The 20,267-nt window shown below is 74.9% G+C and carries 20 protein-coding genes; 8 read left to right on the forward strand and 12 right to left on the reverse strand.

The features are described from left to right. Positions 1-36: 36 nt before the first annotated feature. A complete protein-coding gene (locus tag ACY1JF_RS18375; protein WP_462706226.1) occupies positions 37-1,008 on the reverse strand; it encodes a DUF4349 domain-containing protein in 972 nt (323 codons plus the stop codon). Between the two features lie 306 nt (positions 1,009-1,314). Between ACY1JF_RS18375 and hemG the strand changes: the two genes are divergently transcribed. Beyond that, positions 1,315-2,781, forward strand: a complete 1,467-nt coding sequence (hemG, locus tag ACY1JF_RS18380) for a protoporphyrinogen oxidase (RefSeq protein WP_462706227.1) — start codon at positions 1,315-1,317, stop codon at positions 2,779-2,781. 4 nt (positions 2,782-2,785) lie between these two features. Next, on the forward strand, positions 2,786-3,517 hold the full coding sequence (gene hemQ / locus ACY1JF_RS18385) for a hydrogen peroxide-dependent heme synthase (RefSeq protein ID WP_462706228.1): 732 nt from the start codon (positions 2,786-2,788) through the stop codon (positions 3,515-3,517). Between the two features lie 14 nt (positions 3,518-3,531). On the opposite strand, the gene ACY1JF_RS18390 is transcribed toward hemQ, so the two are convergent. The 11 genes from ACY1JF_RS18390 to zapE form a co-directional block, all read right to left on the reverse strand. Continuing rightward, complete coding sequence (locus tag ACY1JF_RS18390) at positions 3,532-5,139, reverse strand: alpha/beta hydrolase (protein ID WP_462706229.1); 1,608 nt, start codon at positions 5,137-5,139, stop codon at positions 3,532-3,534. Positions 5,140-5,497: 358 nt separating this feature from the next. Further along, positions 5,498-6,937 (reverse strand): MbnB/TglH/ChrH family RiPP precursor modification enzyme, encoded by a 1,440-nt coding sequence (locus tag ACY1JF_RS18395; protein WP_462706290.1) that lies wholly within the window; start codon positions 6,935-6,937, stop codon positions 5,498-5,500. A gap of 178 nt (positions 6,938-7,115) precedes the next feature. Then, positions 7,116-7,925 (reverse strand): aminoacyl-tRNA hydrolase, encoded by an 810-nt coding sequence (locus tag ACY1JF_RS18400; RefSeq protein ID WP_462706230.1) that lies wholly within the window; start codon positions 7,923-7,925, stop codon positions 7,116-7,118. A gap of 45 nt (positions 7,926-7,970) precedes the next feature. Further along, positions 7,971-8,153 (reverse strand): hypothetical protein, encoded by a 183-nt coding sequence (locus ACY1JF_RS18405; protein ID WP_462706231.1) that lies wholly within the window; start codon positions 8,151-8,153, stop codon positions 7,971-7,973. Positions 8,154-8,171: 18 nt separating this feature from the next. Next, on the reverse strand, positions 8,172-9,011 hold the full coding sequence (locus ACY1JF_RS18410; protein ID WP_462706232.1) for a polysaccharide deacetylase family protein: 840 nt from the start codon (positions 9,009-9,011) through the stop codon (positions 8,172-8,174). An 83-nt stretch (positions 9,012-9,094) separates the two neighbouring features. Further along, positions 9,095-10,615 (reverse strand): FAD-dependent oxidoreductase, encoded by a 1,521-nt coding sequence (locus ACY1JF_RS18415; RefSeq protein WP_462706233.1) that lies wholly within the window; start codon positions 10,613-10,615, stop codon positions 9,095-9,097. A gap of 31 nt (positions 10,616-10,646) precedes the next feature. After that, on the reverse strand, positions 10,647-12,050 hold the full coding sequence (locus tag ACY1JF_RS18420; protein ID WP_462706234.1) for an alkaline phosphatase PhoX: 1,404 nt from the start codon (positions 12,048-12,050) through the stop codon (positions 10,647-10,649). Between the two features lie 144 nt (positions 12,051-12,194). Next, positions 12,195-13,709 carry a SulP family inorganic anion transporter gene (locus tag ACY1JF_RS18425; protein ID WP_462706291.1) on the reverse strand — a complete coding sequence of 505 codons (1,515 nt, stop codon included), beginning with the start codon at positions 13,707-13,709 and terminating at the stop codon, positions 12,195-12,197. Positions 13,710-13,726: 17 nt separating this feature from the next. After that, the gene (locus ACY1JF_RS18430; protein ID WP_462706235.1) at positions 13,727-14,308 is read right to left on the reverse strand and encodes a carbonic anhydrase; all 582 of its coding nucleotides are present in this window, start codon (positions 14,306-14,308) and stop codon (positions 13,727-13,729) included. A 79-nt stretch (positions 14,309-14,387) separates the two neighbouring features. Beyond that, positions 14,388-14,762 carry a hypothetical protein gene (locus tag ACY1JF_RS18435; protein WP_462706236.1) on the reverse strand — a complete coding sequence of 125 codons (375 nt, stop codon included), beginning with the start codon at positions 14,760-14,762 and terminating at the stop codon, positions 14,388-14,390. Between the two features lie 221 nt (positions 14,763-14,983). Then, positions 14,984-16,114 (reverse strand): cell division protein ZapE, encoded by a 1,131-nt coding sequence (gene zapE, locus ACY1JF_RS18440; protein WP_462706237.1) that lies wholly within the window; start codon positions 16,112-16,114, stop codon positions 14,984-14,986. A 37-nt stretch (positions 16,115-16,151) separates the two neighbouring features. On the opposite strand from zapE, the gene ACY1JF_RS18445 reads away from it, so the two are divergent. The 6 genes from ACY1JF_RS18445 to ACY1JF_RS18470 all read left to right on the forward strand — a co-directional run bounded on the left by ACY1JF_RS18445 (position 16,152) and on the right by ACY1JF_RS18470 (position 20,256). After that, entirely contained in the window at positions 16,152-16,970 is an 819-nt protein-coding gene (locus tag ACY1JF_RS18445) for a pyrimidine reductase family protein (RefSeq protein ID WP_462706238.1), read from the forward strand. 198 nt (positions 16,971-17,168) lie between these two features. Continuing rightward, positions 17,169-17,642: an indole-3-glycerol phosphate synthase gene (locus tag ACY1JF_RS18450; RefSeq protein WP_462706239.1), complete on the forward strand. Its 474-nt coding sequence runs from the start codon at positions 17,169-17,171 to the stop codon at positions 17,640-17,642. Positions 17,643-17,751: 109 nt separating this feature from the next. Beyond that, a complete protein-coding gene (gene murC / locus ACY1JF_RS18455; RefSeq protein WP_462706240.1) occupies positions 17,752-19,143 on the forward strand; it encodes a UDP-N-acetylmuramate--L-alanine ligase in 1,392 nt (463 codons plus the stop codon). 14 nt (positions 19,144-19,157) lie between these two features. Beyond that, positions 19,158-19,571, forward strand: coding sequence for a peptide-methionine (R)-S-oxide reductase MsrB (gene msrB, locus ACY1JF_RS18460; protein WP_462706241.1), 414 nt, complete (start codon positions 19,158-19,160; stop codon positions 19,569-19,571). Next, positions 19,571-19,900: a hypothetical protein gene (locus ACY1JF_RS18465; RefSeq protein ID WP_462706242.1), complete on the forward strand. Its 330-nt coding sequence runs from the start codon at positions 19,571-19,573 to the stop codon at positions 19,898-19,900. The genes msrB and ACY1JF_RS18465 overlap by 1 nt, the downstream gene beginning before the upstream one ends. 122 nt (positions 19,901-20,022) lie before the next feature. After that, entirely contained in the window at positions 20,023-20,256 is a 234-nt protein-coding gene (locus ACY1JF_RS18470; protein WP_462706243.1) for a DUF397 domain-containing protein, read from the forward strand. Positions 20,257-20,267 lie beyond the last annotated feature (11 nt).

Here is a 20,267-nt window from a genome sequence, read left to right on the forward strand (position 1 = left end):
CGGACACGCTACGGGGGCGGGACGGCCCGGTCCCCGTCAGCCCTCCCCCCGCTCCTGCGTACCCGCCGGCGCCGGGCGGGCCGCCGGCAGCGGGCCCGGGGCGGTCGTGGCGGGCGCGGGCGCCGGGCGGCGCGGCAGCCGGGGCCGCGCCAGCCGCACCCACAGCAGCACGACGAGCGCCGTCACCGCCGCGAACGGCAGCACCGCGCCGAACGCCACCGCCAGCCAGCGCAGCATCGTCACGAACGCGTGCCAGCCGCCCGCGAGGGCGTCGGTGAACCCGGGGCCGCCGTCCGTGCCGCCGGGGCGGGGCGGCGTCTCGGTGAGGGAGAGGGTGACGGTCGCCAGGGCGGTGCGTTCCTTCAGGGACGCCTGCCGGGCGAGCAGTGACTCCAGCTCGGCCTGACGGGTGCTCAGCTCGCCCTCCAGCGTCACCACGTCGCTCAGCCGCTCCGCCCGGTCCATCAGCTCGCGGATCCGGGCGACGCTGGCGCGCTGCGAGGCGACGCGGCTCTCCACGTCCACCACCTGGTCGGTGACGTCCCGTGCCTCGGTGGTCCGTTCCAGCAGCTCGCCGGTGCCCGCCAGGCCGGTGAGGACGCGGTCGTAGGCGTCGGCGGGCACCCGCAGCACGACCTCGGTGTGCTCGTCGCCGTCCTCGTCGCGGCCGGTGGTCTCCTCGCCGACGTAGCCGCCCGCGTCCTCGGTGACGGTACGGGCCTCGGCGAGCGCCCGGGGGACGTCCCCGACCCGCACGGTCAGGGAGGCGGTACGGATGACGTGCTGCGCAGGGAGCTTCGCCGGTGCGGTCGCCTCGGAGCCCTTCGCGGCCCCGGCCCCGGCCCCCGCGCCCTGCTGGGCGCCCTGCTCCCGGCCGGCCGCCTTGTCGGCGCTGCCGCTCCCGGCGGAGCCGTCGGCGCCGCCGCCGCATCCGGTGAGCGCGAGGGCGGCGGCCAGCAGCAGCCCGGCCAGGGCCGGAACGGGTCGTACGGAACGGTGTGCGCGCATGCGGGTCTCCCCCGGGGACGTGACGACTGACGCTCCTTCGACGCCGGGACGGGCCGGAACGTTGGCGCGCGCGGGTCCCGATGAGGTCACGGTCCGGACGCGCGCCGGACACCGGGGGCCGCGGGTGCCGGGCACGGGCGTCCGTCGGGTGCCGGGTGCCGGGTGCCGGGGGCTTCGCGCGGCGGATGCCGGGGCGGCCCGGCGCGCGGGACACAGGGACGGTCCCGCGCGCGCCGGACGCCGGGCCCGCGCGGCGGACGCCGGGGCCCTTCGGCCCCTGTCGGCGGGGTCTGAGAAGGTGGGAACATGTGCGCAAGTCGGACCCGTGCGGGCACGGGGCATGTCGTCGTCATCGGAGCCGGGATCGCCGGTCTGGCCGCCGCCCACCGGCTGTCGGAGCGGGGCGCGCGGGTGACCGTGCTGGAGGCGTCGGACCGCGTCGGCGGCAAGCTGCTGCCCGGCGAGATCGCGGGCGTGCGCGTCGACCTGGGCGCCGAGTCGATGCTGGCCCGCCGCCCCGAGGCGGTCGGCCTGGCCCGCGCGGTGGGCCTCGGCGACCGCCTCCAGCCGCCGGCCACCGCGACCGCCTCGCTGTGGACCCGCGGCGCCCTGCGGCCCATGCCCAAGGGCCACGTCATGGGCGTCCCCGGCACCGCCGCCGCCCTGTCCGGCGTGCTGTCGGACGAGGGACTGGCCCGCGTCGAGCGCGACGCCGAACTGCCCCCCACCGAGGTCGGCGACGACGTGGCGGTCGGCGGGTACGTGGCGGCCCGGGTCGGCCGCGAGGTGGTCGACCGCCTGGTGGAGCCCCTGCTGGGCGGGGTGTACGCGGGCGACGCGTACCGCATCTCGATGCGCTCGGCCGTGCCCCAGCTGTTCGACGCCGTCCGCGCGCACCCGTCGCTCACCGAGGCGGTCCGCGCGATCCAGGGCCGTACGGCCGCCGCACCGGCGCCCGGCGGCCCCGTCTTCATGGGCATCGAGGGCGGCGTCGGCACCCTGCCCCCGGCCGTCGCCGACGCCGTCCGCGCCCGCGGCGGCGAGATCCTGCTGAACAGCCCGGTGACCGAGGTGCGCCGCACCGCGCCCGCCGGGTGGCGCGTCGTCGCCGGCGGCCGGGTGCTGACCGCCGACGCGGTGATCGTCGCCGTGCCCGCCCCGGCCGCCGCCGCGCTGCTGCGCGCCGAGGCGCCCGCCGCCGCGGCCGAGCTGGCCGCCGTGGAGTACGCCTCCATGGCGCTGATCACCCTCGCCTACCGCCGCGCGGACGCCGCCGCGCTCCCCGAGGGCAGCGGCTTCCTGGTGCCGCCGGTCGACGGACGCACCATCAAGGCGTCCACCTTCGCCTCCCGCAAGTGGGGCTGGATCGACCGCGAGGACCCGGACCTGGTCGTGCTGCGCACCTCCGTCGGCCGCTACGGCGAGACGGAGATCCTCGGCCGCGACGACGCCGCACTCGTCGCCGTCTCCCGGCACGACCTGGAGCGGGCCACCGGCCTGACCGCCGCGCCCGTCGCCACCCGCGTCACCCGCTGGCAGGACGGTCTGCCCCAGTACCCCGTCGGCCACCACGCGCGCGTGACCCGCGTCCGCGAGCACCTCGCCGAGGTTCCCGGCCTCGCCGTGTGCGGCGCGGCGTACGACGGCGTCGGCGTCCCGGCCTCCATCGCCAGCGCCCGAGCCGCCGCCGACCAGGTCCACGACGCCCTCGGCGGTGTGGAGGAACTCACCACCGACCCGGTGCGAAGGCCACAGAGCGGAGCGGGAGAATAAGGCCATGAGTGACGACGCCTCCACCCCCGCGGCCGAGCGCATCCCCAACAAGGGCAAGCTGGCCAAGGACCTCAACGAGGTCATCCGCTACACCCTCTGGTCCGTCTTCAAGCTGAAGGACGCGCTCCCCGAGGACCGGGCCGGATACGCCGACGAGGTCCAGGAACTGTTCGACCAGCTCGCCGCCAAGGACGTGACCGTGCGCGGCACCTACGACCTCTCCGGGCTGCGGGCCGACGCCGACGTGATGATCTGGTGGCACGCCGAGACCAGCGACCAGCTCCAGGAGGCGTACAACCTCTTCCGCCGCACCAGGCTGGGCCGCGCCCTGGAGCCGGTCTGGTCGAACATGGCGCTGCACCGCCCCGCCGAGTTCAACCGCTCGCACATCCCGGCCTTCCTCGCCGACGAGACGCCGCGCGACTACATCAGCGTCTACCCGTTCGTGCGCTCCTACGACTGGTACCTGCTGCCCGACGAGGACCGCCGCCGGATGCTCGCCGACCACGGCAAGATGGCCCGCGGCTACCCCGACGTGCGCGCCAACACGGTCGCCTCCTTCTCGCTGGGCGACTACGAGTGGATCCTCGCCTTCGAGGCCGACGAACTGCACCGCATCGTCGACCTCATGCGCCACCTGCGCGGCTCCGAGGCGCGGCTGCACGTCCGCGAGGAGGTCCCGTTCTACACCGGGCGCCGCAAGGACCTGCCGGAGCTGATCGCCGGGCTGGCCTGACCAGCCACCGGAAGTCAGAGGCCCGGTCGGCTCTCCGGCGCGGGCACCGGGGCCGGGCGCGGGGCGCAGGACGCGTCCCGCGCCGGGAGGCGGCCGTCGAGCAGATACGCCTCCAGGTACCCGTTGACGCACGCGTTCGGGCCGCCCGCGACGCCGTGGGAGCCGGCGCCCCGCTCGGTGACCAGCACCGAGCCCGACAGCCGGCGCCGCAGCTCCAGCGCCCCGGCGTAGGGCGTGGCCGCGTCCCGCTCGGCCGCCAGGATCAGCACCGGCGGCAGTTCGCCCGGCGCGGTGCGCACGTCCAGGGGCCGCCGCCGGGGCGCCTGCCAGAAGGCGCACGGCAGATTGGTCCACACGTTCTCCCAGGTCTCGAACGGTGCCCGCCGCGCCAGCCGGGTGTTGTCCCGGTCCCAGACCGCGAACTCCGTCGGCCAGGGCGCGTCGTTGCACTCCACGGCCGTGTACACGGCGCCGGTGTTCTCCGTCTCCGCGGCCGTCTCCAGGAGCGGCTCCGCCAGCTCCACCAGCGGCCCCGGGTCCCCCTTCAGATAGGCCGACAGGGCGTGCGCCCGGTGCGGCCAGTGGTCGTCGTAGTACCCGGCCCGCAGGAACGACCTCTGCAGCTGCGCCGGTCCGACCGTGCCGCCCGCCGGCCGCGCCGCCAGCGACCGGCTCGCCCGCTCGTAACTGTCCCGCACCGCGCTCGGCGTGGCCCCGAGCCCGTACACGTCGTCGTGCGCGGCGATCCACGTCCGGAAGTCCCGCCAGCGCCGCTCGAACGCCGCCGACTGGGCGAGGTTGTTGCGGTACCAGATCCCCGCCGGGTCGGGATTCACCACCGAGTCGAACACCATCCGCCGCACCCGCCCCGGGAACAGCTCCGCGTACAGCGCCCCGACGTAGGTCCCGTACGAGGCGCCCATGAAGGTCAGTTCCTCCTCGCCCAGCGCGGCCCGGATCACCTCCAGGTCCCGGGCGTTGTTGAGGGAGTGGTAGTGGCGCAGCGCCTCGCCCGCCCGCTCGGCGCAGCCACGCGCGTACGCCGCGGCCTCGGCGGCGCGTTCCCTCTTGTACGCCGCGGAGGGCCGCGTCGGGGACGGCCGGGGCCCCTGGACGGAGCGTGCCGGGTCCTGGCAGCTCAGCGGCGCGGAGGGGGCGACCCCGCGCGGCGCGTAGCCGACCAGGTCGTACGCCGCCGCCAGCCGCTTCCACTCGGGCACCATGCCGATGAGGGGGAAGTGCAGCCCGGAGGCGCCCGGCCCGCCCGGGTTGTGGACGAGGGCGCCCTGCCGGGGCACCGCCCGCCCACCGCGTTCCGGGTCCTTGCCGGTGGCCCGCACCCGGCCGACGGTCAGCGCGATCCGCCGGCCGTCGGGGCGCGCGTAGTCGAGCGGGACGGTGACCGTGCCGCAGCGCATGCCGCCCGGCAGCTCGTCGGCGTCCGGGCAGTCGCCGAACCTGACGCCGGCCGCGGCGGCCCGTGCGGCGGCCACCTCGGTACCCCGCCGCTCGGCCGTGGCCGTGGCCGCCTCCGGGCCCTCCGGCACGCCGCCGGCGGGGACGGCGGTGAGGGCGGCCAGGAGCAGGGAGCCGGCGGCCGGGTAGAGGGCGGCTGCTCTCATCGTGTGTCCCTTCGGTGCGCGAAAGTGCGACAAAGGGGATGTTTCGTTCGCTGGTGGGGGAAGGCAAGCACCCCGGCGGGTGTCGGCGCCGCGTCCTTCCCGGGGCGGCTCCGACGGACCGGTCCCGCAGGCCCCGCGCTCCTCGCGGCGCGCTCGGGCCGCGCTCGGGCCCGGTTCGCCGATCACCCGGACGCCGCGGACGGCGACCGGGGCGAGGTCCGCGGCGGCGTCCCGGACCGGCGGCAGGAGGAGGACCCGGAACACACCGTCTCCCCGGCCGGGGAGACGGGCCCGCGCCGTGCTCCGCCCGGCGTCCGGACCCGGTGCCGCCGGTGGGTGACGATCCGTTCGGGGAAGCTCAGCGCCCCAGCAGTACCCGTCGCGTGGCCCGCGCCAGTCGCACCGCCGGACGCCGCGAGCGGGGCACCGGTCCCGACCGCTCCCGCCACCACCGCCGTACCTCCCGCCGGGCCCGGGCGTCCGCCACGGTCCCGCTCCGCACCAGGTGCGCGGCGAAGTCCAGGGCGTCCCGGCGGTAGCCCCCGGTCATCGGCCGCTCCCGCGCGTAGGCGAGGAAGGCCGGACGGTACGCCGCGCCCAGGATCTCCGGCAGTTCGGGCGCGACCTTCGCCACCACGCCGGCCCGCTTCCCGGCCAGCGCCCGGGCCTGCACCTCCAGCCGCGCCCGGTCGAACCCCTCGGGCGCGGGGGCCCCCGCGACGAGCGAGGAGAGCAGGGTGGTCTGGGCAAAGGCGAGCCGCCCGCGAGCGCCCGCACCGACGGCCCGCCGCTCCTCTTGACCCGCAGCCGCACCCGCGGCCACGGCCGTTGCCCGGTCCTCTTGGCCCGCAGCCGTTGTCCGCTCCCCGTCGCTGGCAGCCGTTGTCCGCGCCCCGTCGCCCGCAGCCGCGGCCCGCCTCCCGTTCTCCGCCACCCCGCCCGGCAGCCGTGCGGACCCCCGGCCCCCGGCCGCCCGCCCCTTCTCCACCGCCGCCCCGATCGCGGCCAGTTCCCCCTCCAGCTCGGCCGGCTCGGGGAAGTCCTCGTCCCGCTCCAGCAGCACCCCCGGCGGCGCGACCCGCGAGGCGAGGTCGGTGAGCACGTCGAGCACCGGCTGGGTCACGGGGTGGGCGTGGCTGTCGTGCCAGACGCCGTCGCGTTCGAAGCCGCCCGCGACATGGACGTAGGCGAGGGCCTCCAGCGGCAGCGCGGCGAGCGCCTCGGCCGGGTCCTCGCCGCGGTTGACGTGGTTGGTGTGCAGGTTGGCCACGTCGATCAGCAGCCGTACGCCGGTCCGGTCGGCCAGTTCGTACAGGAACTGCCCCTCCGTCATCTCCTCGCCCGGCCAGGAGAAGAGCGCGGCGATGTTCTCCACGGCCAGCGGCACGGGCAGCGCGTCCTGCGCGATGCGCACGTTCTCGCACAGCACGTCCAGGGCGTCCCGGGTGCGCGGCACGGGCAGCAGGTGCCCCGCCTCCAGACGCGGTGAGAAGGTCCCGGGCCCGCCCGCGCGGACGAACGCGATGTGCTCGGTGACCAGCGGTGACCCGAGTACGTCGGCCCGCTCGGCCAGTGCCGCGAGCCGCCCCGCGTCGGGCCGGTCCGCGCCGCCGAGGCCGAGGGAGACGCCGTGCGGCACCACGGTGACCCCGCGCTCGCGCAGCCGCAGCAGCGAGGCCGGGAGGTGTCCGGGGCAGATGTTCTCGGCCACCACCTCGACCCAGTCGATGCCCGGCATCGCCTCGACGGCGTCCGCGATCTCCGGACGCCATCCGATACCGGTTCCCAGTCGGTGCACGGTCTCCACCCCCTCTCCTGCGTACATGCCGGGGGTATCGCCGCCGCGAGCGGGGCCGAATCATGGAACGCGGGCGTTCAGAGCAAGATTTGAGGTTCGGGGAGCGTCACCGGGGCACCGCGTCACCGCCTCGCGCCCTCACCGCGTCACCGGGGCACCGCCTCGCAGCTCCACCGCCTCACCGCAGCTCCGGGTGGTCCGCCACCACCGTGCACGAACCCGGCGCGATCTCCGTGTACCCGGCGTCGCGGACCACCGGCAGGCCGGCCGCGGTGAGGCGGGGCCAGTCGGCGGGGGACGCGGTGCGGACGGCGAGCGGGAAGCCCGCGTCACGCCAGGCGGCGCGCTGTGCGCCGGTCAGTTCCCACCAGGCGAGCTGGGCGCCGTGCCCGGCCTGCGCCATCGCCTTGCCGGCCGACATCTCGACCTCGGGACTCATCCACAGCACCGGCCCGGACCGGTCGGCGTCGCCCGGCGGTCCGGGGTCGTCGAGTTCCGTCCCGGAGACCTGCAGCTTGGCCAGCTCCTTGGGCCAGCCGTCCAGCGGGACCGGCGGGAAGACCCGTACCTGCGCCGACTCGCCGGTGACCGTGATGCCGGGCAGCGTCCCGGCCCGCCGCCACTCGGCGCCGCGCGCCCGCCGCACCACCTTGCGGATGCGGGCGTCCTGCCAGTCGCGCATCGCCCGCGCCCATTCCCCCTCGCCCACCGACCGCTCGTCGGAGAGCATCACCAGCACCGCCCGGGCGGCGGTCTCCAGCGCGTCGGTACGGGCCGGCGGCGCCGCGCGCTCGATGCGGACGACCAGCGGCAGCACGAACTGCGGCGCGAGGTCGCGGTCACCGGGGCCGGCGCGAAACGGGCTGTCGGCGGCGGGACCACCGGGTGCGGGGCCGACGGGGGCGGTGCTGTCGGGGACGGGTGTCGCGTCGCTGTTCACGCGCCCAGTCTGCCAAGCCGCCGCGGACCCGGGAGAGTACGGGGCCATGCGACGTGAGGTACGGCGGACGGGCGTAGGCCGCCGCGGCGCGGGTCACCCCGAGCAGGCCGTCCGCTGCGCCTCCAGCCACTCGCAGGCCGGGCAGAGGGTGACGCCCTTGTACGCCTCCGGGTACTCCGTCGGCTCCCGGCACAGGACACACTCCGCGTAGGGCGGCCCGTCCGCCTTCGGCGGCCTGCCCGCGTCGTCGGTCAGGCAGTAGTCGTCGTCACTCATGTCTCCAGCGTAGAACCGTCAGGTCCGCCCGTTCGCGGCGCCGACCAGCTCGGAGACCTTGACGAAGCGGTAGCCCTGCCGCCGCAGTGCGGGCACCACCGTCCGCACCGCCCGCTCGGTGACGGGGGCGGCGCTGCGGGTGCAGTGCAGGACCACCACCGACCCCGGCCGGACCCCGTCCAGCACCTGCCGGGCCACCGCGTCCGCGTCCGTCGCGAAGGCGTCGCCGCTCACCACGTCCCACTGCACGGCGGTGACCCCGGCGGCCGTCAGCTCCTTCAGCGCCGCCGGGTCGTGGCACCCGCCCGGGAAGCGGAAGTACGGCATCGGGTCCCGCACCCCGGCCTTCCGGAACGCCGCGTACGCCCGTTCCACGTCCGCCCGCATCCGGGCGCGGGGCACGGTCGGCAGGCCGTAGCAGTCGTCGGTGAAGGCGTAGTGGCTGTAGGAGTGGTTGGCGACCTCGAAGAGCCGGTCCCGGCCGATCGAGCGGGCCTGGTCCGGGTACTCCTCGGCCCACCGCCCGGTCATGAACACCGTCGCCGGCACCTTCAGCTCCCGCAGCGCGGCGATCAGCTCCGGGTTGTCGAACCGCTCGCCCGCCGCCGCCCGCGGCCCCTGGTCGGCGGTCATGTCGGCGTCGAAGGTCAGCGCCACGGTCCGCTCGCCGGTGCGCGGGCCGTGCGAGAGGACCGGGGTGAGCCCGGCCGGGCCGGGCGCGAGGGTCGCGACGGACGGCTTCGGCGAGGAGGCGGAAGGGGAGACGGCCGGGCGGCGCGGCGCCTCGGCGGTGCCGCAGGCGGCGAGGGCGGCGCCCAGGAGAGAGACCAGGACCGCACGTCGTACGAGAGTGATCATCGTACGAACGTATGGGCGGCTTCGCCGGTTTTCCCGCCGCCGGGCGCCGACCCGGCCGTACGGTCACCCGGCCGGGCGGCCGGTCAGATCTCCCGCCGCTCCAGCGGCTTGGTCGCCGGGCCCTCGATGACCTTGCCGTCCGTGTCGAAGCGCGAGCCGTGGCAGGGGCACTCCCAGGCGCGTTCGGCCGCGTTGAAGCCGACCAGACAGCCCAGGTGGGTGCAGCGCGGGGAGACGGCGTGCAGGGTGCCGGCCTCGTCGCGGTAGACGGCCACCTTGTCGCCGTCCGCCCGCACGACCGCGCCCTCGCCGGGCTGCAGGGCGTCCACCGGCGGCGTGGAGCGGAGCCGGTCACCGACGAAGTGCCGGGCCACCTCGGCCTGCGTCTGCAGGAACTGCGGCGCCTCACGGACCTGGGTGCGCAGCCGGCGCGGGTCGTACAGCTCGCTCCACGGGCTGCCGGCGCCCGTGATCTGCGCGGTGAGCAGCAGGCCCGCCATCATGCCGCCGCTCATCCCCCAGCCGCCGAAGCCGGTGGCGACGTAGGTGTGGTGCGCGCCCGGGTGCAGCGGGCCCACCATCGGCACGGTGTCGGTGGGGTCGATGTCCTGGGTGGCCCAGGAGTGGGTGAGGGTGACGCCGGGGAAGTGGTCGCGGGCCCAGCCGGACAGGCGCTCGAAGCGTTCCCGGGTGTCGCCCGTGCCGGGGGTGAAGTGCTCGCCGGTGACGATGAGCAGACGTCGGCCGTCCTGGCCGAGGGGGGCCGTGCGGACCGAGCGGGTGCCCTCGTCCGGGGTGATGTACATGCCGTCGACGTCCCGCTCCGCCCCGAGGGGACCGGCCACCACCAGCTCGCGGCGCGGGGAGAGCCGGGTGAACAGCAGCGCCCGGTCGAAGACCGGGTAATGGGTCGCCACCACCACGTCCCGGGCCCGTACCGTCGCCCCCGTGTCCGTCGACAGCCGGCACGGCTCGTCCTCGTCCAGCCCGTGCACGACGGTGTTCTCGAAGATCAGACCGCCGCGCGCCAGCAGGTCCCCGGCGAGCGCCAGCAGGTACTTGCGCGGGTGGAACTGGGCGCCGCCCGCGACCCGCACGGCGCCCGCGACCGGGAACGGCAGCCCGGTCTCCGTCACGAACTCGGCCGGCAGCCCCGCCTCCCTCGCCGCCGCGGCCTCCGCCCGCACCTCCTCCACCCGGTCCGCGTCGCGGACGTAGGTGTACGCGCTCCTGGACTCCCAGTCGCAGTCGATGCCCAGCTCCTCCACCAGCGCTGCGGCGCGCGCGATCGCCTCGGTCTGCGAGCGGGCGTACAGCCGGGCGCCCTCGGGGCCCCGGGTGCGGCGCAGCTTGTCGTAGACCAGGGTGTGCTGGGCGGTGAGCTTGGCGGTGGTGTGGCCGGTGACGCTCGCGGCGATCCGCCCGGCCTCCAGCACCGCCACGCTCCGCCCGGCCCGGGTCAGCTCGTACGCCGTGCTCAGTCCCGCGACGCCGCCGCCGATCACGGCGACGTCGACGTCGAGGTCCTCCGTCAGCGCGGGGTGGGGTTCACCCGGTGCCGTCTCCAACCAGTACGAGCCGTTGGGCCGCGCGTTCTCCGTCATGCGGCTGCGGGTACCCCGCGCCGCGGCGCCTTCACCCGGCGGCCGCGCGCCAGGGCCCCGTCACCGCGAACGTCGTCCCCGGCGTGTAGCAGTTGACGTACATCGTCCCGCCGTCGGGGGAGAACGTCACCCCGGCGAACTCGCCCCACTCGGGTTCCCCGTCCGTTCCGGTGTTCTGCCGGCCGCGGGCCACCGCGTACACCTCGCCCTTCCTGGTCACCCCGAAGACGTGCTGGGCGCCGCCCCCGTCCTCGCAGACCATCAGGCCGCCGGCGGGCGCCAGGCAGATGTTGTCCGGGGACTCGCCGGGCAGCCGCACGTCGGTGTCCGGGCCGAAGACGATCACCAGGGTGAGCCGGCGCCGCCCGGGGTCGTAGCGCCAGATCTGGCCGTGGTGGTCGGCCGCCGAGCCGTCCGCGCCGCGGGCGAAGGACGACACGAAGTACACGCAGCGCCCGCCCCAGTAGCAGCCCTCCAGCTTCTGGGCGTGGGTGACGCCGCCGCGGCCGAAGTCCTGGAGGCGGACCGGGGTCCCGGCGGCCAGCGGATCGGGGACGTCCACCCAGGTGATGCCGTCGAACGCCGCGCCCGTCTCCCGGACCGTGGACAGGTCGGGTACGCCCGGCACCCGCATCGCCTGGAGCCGGCCGCCCGCGCGCAGCGACCCGGTGCCGCCGAGCGGCTGGTCGGGCAGGAAGCGGTAGAAGAGGCCGAAGGGGTGCTCGAAGGCGTCCTCGGTCTCGTAGACCACGCCCAGCCCCGGGTCCACGGCGACCGCCTCGTGCTGGAAGCGGCCCAGCGCGGTCAGCGGGACCGCGCCGGTGCGGTGCGGGTCGGCCGGGTCGACCTCGAAGACGAAGCCGTGGTCCTCGGTGTAGCCGTCGGTGCCGGCCTTGTCCTCGGTCTCCTCGCAGCTCAGCCAGGTGTGCCAGGGGGTGGGCCCGCCCGCGCAGTTCACGGCCGTGCCGGCCAGGGCGACCCGTTCGGACAGCACCCGGCCGCGGGCGTCCAGGGTCAGCGCCGTACAGCCGCCCCGGCCGGCCGGATCGTACGTGAGGCCCTCGACGGCGGGGACGGGAACCCGGCCGTCGGCCCGGTTCTCGTGGTTGCGGACCAGGTGGACGCGGCCCCGGGCGGCGGGGAAGGCGGACATGCCGTCGTGGTTGGAGGGGACCGGGCCCTCGCCCGACCGCAGGGGCTCGCCCTCCCGGGACAGCACCCGGTAGCGGAAGCCGGCGGGCAGGTCGAGCAGCCCGTCGGGGTCGGGGACCAGGGGGCCGTAGCCGCGGTGACCGAGGGAGTGCGCGGCGGCGGTGCCGGTGAACAGTTCGGCCAGGGCACCGGAGAAGACGATGCCCGCTCCCAGGGCACCGGAGCGGGCGAGGACGTCACGCCGGGACGCCGGACGGGCCGGACGGGGGGACGGCACGGACATGGGGGAAACCTTCCTGCTGGCGGACAGGACTGTGACCCGCTGTGTCTACCACCTCACAGGAGACCCGGGAACCACGTGCGGCGCGGTGTCGCGTCCGGGCACCCCACGGGGGCGCGTGGGGTGCCCGGACGTCTCAGCGGGGCGTCAGCCCGCCGGTTCGGTCACCCCGGCCGGTTCCTTCACCTGCGCCGGTGCCGTCACCCGCGCCGGTTCCGTCACCTTCACCGGATCGGTGCCGGCGGCGCTGTGCCGCTCGGCCCAGTTCTCCAGGGCCGTACGGCAGGCGTGGTCCAGGTGGTGCAGCCCGGACAGGTCCAGCTCGATGGGCCGGTCCTGCGGGAGGGACTCCAGGCTGTCGAGGATCTTCGGCAGCCGCAGGAAGGTGGCGTTGCCCGACAGGTACACCTGAATGGGACCGGCGCCCTTGTCGACGACCTCCGTCTTCAGGTGCGAGGCGTCCCAGGCGGTCTTGACCACCGACAGGGCCAGACCGATCAGCACGCCCTCGAACATGTTGACGGCGACGATGGACAGGGCCGTGACGACGAGGATCAGCGCCTCGCCCCGGTGCGTTCGCCACAGCGTCACCAGCGCGCGGAACGGGATCAGCTTCCAGCCCGCGTGCACCAGGATGCCGGCCAGCGCGGGCAGCGGGATGTAGGCCAGCGCGGCCGGGAGCAGCGCCGCGAACAGCAGCAGCCACACGCCGTGCAGGACCCGGGACGCCTTGGTCCTGGCGCCCGCGTTCACATTGGCCGAGCTGCGCACGATGACCGCGGTCATCGGCAGCGCGCCGAGCACTCCGCAGATCGCGTTGCCCGCGCCCTGCGCCATCAGTTCCTTGTTGTACTCGGTGCGCGGACCGTTGTGCAGCCGGTCCACCGCGGCGGCGCTGAACAGGCTCTCGGCGGAGGCGATCAGGGTGAAGGCGATGATGGTGCCGATGATCCCGACGCTCGCCAGTTCGCCGAAGGCGTCGGCGCCGGGCGGCTGGATGGAGTCGAACAGGCCGTTGACCTCGACGGTGGCGACCGGCAGCCCGAAGGCGAGGACGGCGAGCGTGGCCAGGACGACCGCGGCGAGCGCGCCCGGCACGGTCTGGGCCTGCTTGGGCAGCTTCTTCCAGCCGACCATCACCGCGATGGTGCCCGCGCCGATCGCCAGCGAGGCCAGCGCGTCGGTGGAGCCGAACGCGTCGGCCGCCGCCCCCGGCAGCCCGGCGATCTTGCCGAGCCCGGAGGCGGGCGCCTCCAGGCCCGCCGCCGCGTAGAGCTGGCCCGCGATGATGACCAGTCCGATGCCGGCCAGCATGCCCTCGACCACCGACAGCGAGATGGCCCGGAACCAGCGTCCCAGCTTCAGGGCGCCCATGCCGAGCTGGAGCAGCCCGGCCACCAGCACGATCACGCCGAGCGCGGGCAGGCCGTAGGTGTCGACGGCCTCGTAGACCAGGACGGTCAGTCCGGCGGCGGGGCCGGACACCTGGAGGCTGCTGCCGGGCAGCAGACCGGTGACGATGCCGCCCACGATGCCGGTGATCAGGCCGAGTTCGGCCGGGACGCCGGAGGCGACGGCCACGCCCACGCACAGCGGCAGGGCGACCAGGAACACGACGAGGGAGGCGGCGAAGTCCTGCCGCAGGAACGGGTACTTGGATATTCGGGACACGGCGGCGCTCACAGGACGTCGAACGTGTCGGTGTCCGCCTGGTGCGCGCGCACGGTGCCGGTGTGCACCTCGTAGTACCAGCCGTGCAGCCGGAGGCTGCCCTCGGCCAGGCGCCGCTGGATGCACGGGTAGGAGCGCAGCCGCAGCAGCTGGGCCAGTACGTGGTTCTGCACGGGCTCGGCGACCGCCGGGTCGGCCGGGTCGGAGCAGTCGGGCTGGTCCGCGCCGTAGCTGAGCCAGTCGCGCACGGCCGGTACGGCGGTCAGGTCGTCGCCGCGGACCATCGCGCCGACGGCGCCGCAGTGCGAGTGGCCGCAGACCACGATGTCGTCGACGCCGAGCACCTGCACGGCGTACTCGATGGTGGCCGCCTCGCCGGTGGGGCGCTCCGCGGTGTACGGCGGGACGACGTTGCCCGCGGTGCGCAGCTCGAAGAGCTGGCCGGGCCGGGCGCCCGTGATCAGGGCGGGCACGACCCGCGAGTCGGAGCAGGTGATGAACAGGACGTCGGGGGACTGGCCTTCGGCGTACCTGGCGAACTCCTCAGGGCGCTGTCCGTAGGTGCGGGCGTGGTCGATGAGGGGTTGCATGAGGGTGTTTTCCTCCTGGCGCGCAGTGGGGGCGCGTCGGACGGTCGATGACAGAGGTGGGGCTGCTGTTCCGGACTCCTCAGCAGCGGAACACCTGGAGCGCCGCCGGGGCACGGTCCGCCGGGGGTCTCGACGGCCGTGCGTGCCCGGCGCCGGCCGGGAGCTGCTCGGAGACGGACGGGACGCGCTGACTCAAAAGCGGTCGCTCGGCCGACCGGGGCTGGGGGGCGGGGGTGGTGCGGTGCCGGTCGCGGACCCGTGGGGGACCGGTCGGGTCCCCGGGTCGGCCGGTGTCGTGGCAGGTGACGGTTTCGGTGCGCGCCGCCCAGCCGGACGGGTTGGTTCCGGACTGGGCTTTGGCCACGACGTCACGGCCCGTGTGCGCGGTTGCGAAGGACGCGCCGGGTGCGAACAACTGCAGGGCGAGCAGGGCGGCGGCGAGGATCGAGATCACGGTGCCGACTGTCGTACCTCGTGACATGCGCCCCCCATCGCCCACCTCGAACGTTTTGCACGGACCAACACTTGGTCAATGGCTGGTCAAGAAAGACATTAACCCGGCAAAGTCCTTTGCAGGGTTAATTCGGTGTTTCGTGTCTGAGGAGAGCCTGAAAAGAGCGGATGGCTGGCGTGAACTCGCTCTTGACCGGGGGTACTTAGGTGTGGTTCCGCGCCTCAGCGGGCGTCGGCCAGACGTGCCGCGTCGCGCGCCAGCGCGGTCAGCCGGGAGATCGCCCGGAAGTACTTCTTGCGGTAGCCGCCGTTCAGCATGTCCTCGCTGAACAGTTGGTCGAAGGGCAGTCCGGAGGCGAGGACCGGCACCTCGCGGTCGTACAGCCGGTCCGCGAGCACCACCAGCCGCAGCGCCGTCGACTGGTCCGGCACCGGACCGACCCCGGTCAGGCACACCGCCGCGAGGCCGTCGGTCAGCGCGCCGTAGCGGCTGGGGTGGACCCGGGCCAGGTGCTCCAGCAGGTCGGGGAAGGCGTCCAGGGAGGCGCCGGCGGTGGCGTGCGCGGCCCGGGTGACCTGCGCGTCGGAGTACGGCGCCGGGGCCTCGGGCAGCCCGCGGTGGCGGTAGTCCTCGCCGTCGATGCGCAGGGTGCGGAAGTGGGCCGACAGGCCCTGGATCTCCCGCAGGAAGTCGGCCGCCGCGAACCGGCCCTCGCCGAGCTTGCCGGGCAGCGTGTTGGAGGTGGCGGCCAGGGCCACGCCCGCCTCCACCAGCCGGGCCAGCAGACTGGAGACCAGGACGGTGTCGCCCGGGTCGTCCAGTTCGAACTCGTCGATGCACAGCAGCCGGTGCCCGGACAGCGTCCGCACGGTCTGCTGGAAGCCGAGGGTGCCGACCAGGTTGGTCAGCTCCACGAAGGTGCCGAACGCCTTGCGGGACGGCTCGGCGTCGGTGGCGTGCCACAGGGAGGCCAGCAGATGGGTCTTGCCGACGCCGTAGCCGCCGTCGAGGTAGACGCCGCGGGGGCCGGCCGGGGTCTTCGGCGCCCTGCTCCGTCCGAGACCGAACAGGCCGCGCCTGCCGCCGCCCGCCGGCGCGGCCTGGCCGAGCCCGGCCGCGAAGCCCTCCAGCACCCGTACCGCCTCGCTCTGGCTGGGCTGTCCCGGGTCCGGTACGTAGGTGTCGAACCGGACCGAGTCGAACCGCGGCGGCGGCACCATCTCGGCCACCAGCCGGTCGGCGGGGACATGCGGCTCACGGGCGCACAGGGACAGCGGGGCGGTGCCCGCGGTGTCCGCTATGGGCGCGGACCCGGAGGCGGCGGGGCCGGAGGCGGGGGAGGGAGACGACACGGTTCATCATGGTAGATGCCGTGGAACACTGCACCGCATGCGACGCCTGTTCCCTGTGACCGACCAGACAGCAGCGCCGGCGGGCCCGGAGACCTTTGAGGGGGGTGACCGGGAGTGGAGCCTGGCGGAACTGGCCGCCGCGTACGCCTATCCGGAACCGGACCGCGGCCCCGGGGACGGCGGCGGCCGGGCCGGGGCGTGGCTGCGGGCCAACATGGTCTCCACGCTCGACGGGGCCGCCCAGCACGACAACCGCTCCCAGCCCATCTCCAGCGCCGCCGACATGCGGATCTTCGGCACGCTGCGGGCGCTGGCGGACGTGGTCGTCGTCGGCGCCGAGACCGTACGCCAGGAGGGGTACCGCCCGGCCCGCGCGCGTGCCGAGTTCGCGGCGGCCCGGCAGTCCGCCGGACAGGGCCCGGTGCCCGCGATCGCGGTGGTCAGCGCCGGCCTCGGCCTGGACTTCTCCCTCCCGCTGTTCACCTCGCCCCTGGTCCCCACGCTGGTCCTGACCGGCGCCGCGGCGCCCGCCGGCCGGGTCGCCGCCGCCGAGCGGGCGGGCGCCCGGGTGGTGGTGGCCGGGGACGGGGCCGGTGTGGATCCCGCGCGTGCCGTGGCCGCCCTCGCCGCGCTCGGCCACCGGCGGCTGCTGACCGAGGGCGGGCCGCGGCTGCTCGGGCAGTTCGTCGCGGCCGGAGTGCTGGACGAGCTGTGCCTGACCGTCTCCCCGCTGCTGACGGCGGGGGACGCGCAGCGGATCGCCGGGGGGCCGTCCGTCGCGGTGCCGCGGCGGTTCGAGCTGGTCTCCCTGCTGGAGGAGGAAGGTTTCCTCTTCAGCAGGTACCGGAGGGCGTGAGCACGACGCGGACGGGGCGCGACGGAGCGCGGACGAGGCGCGGCAAAATCGGAATATGTCGTTCCGTTTGGTCCGCGACGGGCACACTGGTTCCGCGGCAGTACCCGAGCGATCGCGGGGCAGGATGGTTTCGGCAGGGCCGGACACGGCTCACGGAGGGTTGGGGCCCGCGGGCCCGCGAGGGAGAAGGGGCGCCTGGTGTTCACAAGCGTATTGATGATCGAGAAGGCCCTGACGTCCGCCGACGTGGAGTTCGTCACCACCTTGCACGGGGACGAGCCCGTCTCCTTCTACGTGCTGCTCCAGCCGCGCGGCGACCAGGCGGACCGCCTGCTGCGCGCCATCGACGACATCGCGCTCGGCGAACTGGACGAGGCCGTCCGCGAGGGGGAGACACCCGAGGGCGAGGAGGCGCTGACCACGGGACAGCGGGCCCTGGAGGTGTCCCTCACCGCGCTGCGCGCCTCGGGCAACGAGGCGGTGGGCCGGCTGATCGACGACCACCCGCTGGACGTGCTGAAGGGCCTGGTGGAGGAGGTCGGCGCCGACGAGGTGATCGTCCTGACCGACCCGCACTACGTGGAGGAGTTCTTCCACCGGGACTGGGCCTCCCGGGCCCGGCACAAGGTCGGCGTCCCGGTGCTGAAGCTGTTCTCGCACAGCAAGGCGTGAACGGCCCCGCCGGTCGGCGGGCGCGCGGGGCACCGCATAGGCTGACCGCTGCACGTCCGCCGTACCGGCGCGCACCGGTACCCAGCTCAGCACGCACAGGGAGACACACATGGCACCCGGCCTGCCCACCGCCATGGACCGACCGCACTTCATCGGCATCGGCGGCGCCGGGATGTCGGGGATCGCCAAGATCCTCGCCCAGCGCGGCGCCGAGGTGGCCGGCAGCGACGCGAAGGACTCCGCGACCGCCGAGGCGCTGCGCGCGCTGGGCGCCACGGTCCACATCGGTCACGCCGCCGGGCACCTCGCCGACGACGCGAGCTGTGTCGTCGTCTCCTCCGCGATCCGCGCCGACAACCCGGAGCTGGTCCGCGCCGCCGAGCTGGGCGTCCCCGTCGTCCACCGCTCCGACGCCCTCGCCGCCCTGATGGACGGCGCGCGTCCGCTCGCGGTGGCCGGCACCCACGGCAAGACGACCACCACCTCGATGCTGGCGGTCGCCCTGTCCCACTTGGGCCTGGACCCCTCGTACGCGATCGGCGGCGACCTGGACGCGCCCGGCTCCAACGCCCTGCACGGCGACGGCGAGATCTTCGTCGCCGAGGCCGACGAGAGCGACCGCAGCTTCCACAAGTACGCCCCCGAGGTCGCGATCGTCCTCAACGTCGAACTCGACCACCACGCCAACTACGCCTCGATGGACGAGATCTACGAGTCCTTCCAGACGTTCGCCGGCCGGATCGTGCCCGGCGGCACGCTGGTGGTCTCCGCCGACCACGAGGGCGCCCGCGAACTGACCCGCCGCCTGGCCGGTACGGTGCGCACGGTGACGTACGGCGAGGCGGCCGACGCCGACGTCCGCATCCTCTCCGTCGTCCCGCAGGGCCTGAAGAGCGAGGTCACCGTCGTCCTCGACGGCACGGAGCTGACCTTCACGGTCTCCGTCCCCGGCCGCCACTACGCCTCCAACGCGGTGGCCGCCCTGGCCGCGGGCGCCGCCCTCGGCGTCCCGGCCGCCGAACTGGCCCCCGCCCTCGCCGCCTACACCGGCGTCAAGCGGCGCCTCCAGCTCAAGGGCGAGGCGGCCGGCGTCCAGGTCATCGACTCCTACGCGCACCACCCCACCGAGATGACCGCCGACCTGGAGGCGATGCGGGCGGCGGCCGGCGACGCCCGCATCCTCGTCGTCTTCCAGCCGCACCTGTTCTCCCGCACCCAGGAGCTGGCCAAGGAGATGGGCCAGTCCCTCGCGCTGGCCGACGCCTCCGTCGTCCTCGACATCTACCCGGCCCGCGAGGACCCGATCCCCGGCGTCACCAGTGACCTGATCGTCGAGGCCGCCCGCGTGGCCGGCGCCGACGTCACCCCGCTGCACGAGGCGGCCCAGGTACCGGAGGCGGTCGCGGGAATGGCACGGCCCGGTGATCTCGTTCTCACCATGGGCGCGGGCGACGTCACCGACCTCGGCCCGCTGATCCTGGACCGTCTGAACAAGCAGTAGGGAGCTGAGGACTCATGGCGTACGACGTCGAGAAGCCGGACGAGCAGTGGCGCGCGGAGCTGTCCCCGGCCGAGTACGCCGTCCTGCGGCAGGCCGGCACGGAGCCCGCCTTCACGGGTGAGTACACCGACACCAAGACCAAGGGCGTCTACTCCTGCCGCGCCTGCGGGGCGGAACTGTTCACCTCGGACACGAAGTTCGAGTCGCACTGCGGCTGGCCCTCCTTCTACGACCCGAAGGACTCCGCCGCGGTCGAGCTGATCGAGGACCGCTCCCACGGCATGGTCCGCACGGAGGTCCGCTGCGCCCGCTGCGGCTCGCACCTCGGCCACGTCTTCGAGGGCGAGGGCTACCCGACCCCGACCGACCAGCGGTACTGCATCAACTCGATCTCGCTGCGACTGGAGCCGGCCGAGAACGCGGGCTGATGCGGAACAGGTCCCTGACGCTCGGCCTCTACGGCGACGCGGAGGAACGGACGTGGGCCGTCCGGGCCGTCGAGGAGGCCGCGGCCGCCCGCGGCGCCCGGATCGTCGAGCGGACCGTCGTCCCCGCTGTCCAGGATCACGAGTACCTGGCAGACCAGTGGGCCTGGGAGCACCCGGGACAGGACCCCGGCCCCCGGGAGGCGGTGGAACTGCACGTCCGCCTGGCGTGCTCCCTGCGGGTGTGGCGGGCGGTCCGCAAGGCGGTACTCCGGAGACTCTGCCCGGAGGGCGACGGACCGCACGTGTGCCGGGTGCCCTGGTCCGCCTGAGTCGGTACGCGCATGGCTCGACAGGAGATCCGCGCCCTGCGGCCCCCGCCCATGATCACCTCTGTCATCGACGAGTCCGTGCTGCGTCGGCCGCTCGGTGGGCCGGAGACGCAAAGGAACAGTTGGAGCACCTCGCGCGCTTGGCCGGCCTGCGCAACGTGGAACTCCAGGTGGTGCCGACCGACCTCACCTGGGTCAAGAGCAGTCACAGCGGTAACGAGGGCGGCGAATGTCTGGAGATCGCCACCACCCCCGCCACCGTCCACGTCCGCGGCTCCAAGGCCCCCGCCCGCGCCCGGCTGGTCTTCCGTCCCTCGGAGTGGTCGGCGTTCATACGGTTCGCCGCCGGGCGCTGACGTTCGGGTCC

The sequence above is a fragment of the Streptomyces sp. SYSU D01066-1 genome, from assembly GCF_054956795.1.